This is a genomic window from Flavobacterium columnare NBRC 100251 = ATCC 23463, from assembly GCF_002530675.1.
In the GTDB taxonomy this organism is placed as follows: domain Bacteria; phylum Bacteroidota; class Bacteroidia; order Flavobacteriales; family Flavobacteriaceae; genus Flavobacterium; species Flavobacterium columnare.
In genome coordinates this window covers 1-946 of record NZ_PCMX01000076.1, presented here as the reverse complement: position 1 = coordinate 946, position 946 = coordinate 1, and the positions used below count along the sequence as shown (strand labels likewise).

At 34.7% G+C, this 946-nt stretch carries 1 protein-coding gene and 1 pseudogene; both read left to right on the top strand.

Annotated features, from left to right (window positions below; translation table 11 throughout):
- A pseudogene (locus B0A78_RS10585) lies at positions 1-473 on the top strand (hypothetical protein); the annotation flags it as partial.
- 60 nt (positions 474-533) lie between these two features.
- Positions 534-946, top strand: a 413-nt coding sequence (locus B0A78_RS10580) for a hypothetical protein (RefSeq protein WP_211282053.1), incomplete at its 3' end; no start/stop codon positions are given.

The following is a 946-nucleotide window of genomic DNA, read 5'->3' as shown; positions in this document are numbered from 1 at the left end:
AACAATACCAAAAGTTCCACCACATCGACAAAGAAACAGGCGAGGAATATATAGAAACATCAGTAGAAGACATACAAGAAGCAAACGAACTTATCAAAGAAGTGCTACTACGAAAAAGCGACACCATTACAGGAGCCTCACGAAACTACCTCGAAAACCTAAAAATCTATTTACAGGAACAAAACCAAACCACTTTTACAGCTTATGAAATCAGACGAAAACTACGACTAACTAAAACTACTCAATGGCGATACCACCAACAACTACTAGAAAACAATCAATTAAAAAAAGTAAAGAAAAAGGGAGAACCTACACAGTACTACGAAATCACAAACCCCAATGAATACAAGGAGTTAGAGGAGCAAATACGCCAGGCATTGCAAGAATGTATCGACCAAATCAACCGTTCCACAGTTCAACAAAGTTCCACCACTAAAACGGAACGCACAAAGAAAACAAAATCAGCCAGTTAAGAGTAAAAAATAAAAATAATCCAAAAAACAACACATACCAAAAAATAAAAAAAATGAAAGATGAAACAGTTAAAAATAACAAACGAAAGTTACAAAGAGCTACTCAACAGCTTTGCCAATTGGCTGGATATACTGGGTTATGCCGAGAGTACACAAAAAAGTTTACCCAGTCACTTAAAAGAATTTTTTAATTACCTCGAAGAATATAATATCAATCAAATCAACTTAATCAATGTTCAAATCATCAAAGATTACTACGAACATCTAAAAACAAGAGACAACAAAACAAGAGACGGCGGACTCTCAAAAGCCTATCTAAACAAGCACATACAAGCACTATTTAAGTTTAACGACTACCTAAAAGAACACAACGCCAAACCATTACCCATCCATCTAAAAAGAGAAGAATACAGCCAAAGAGATAGTTTACAAGTTTTAACCCAAGACGAAATCAAACAATTATTTAAAGCCAC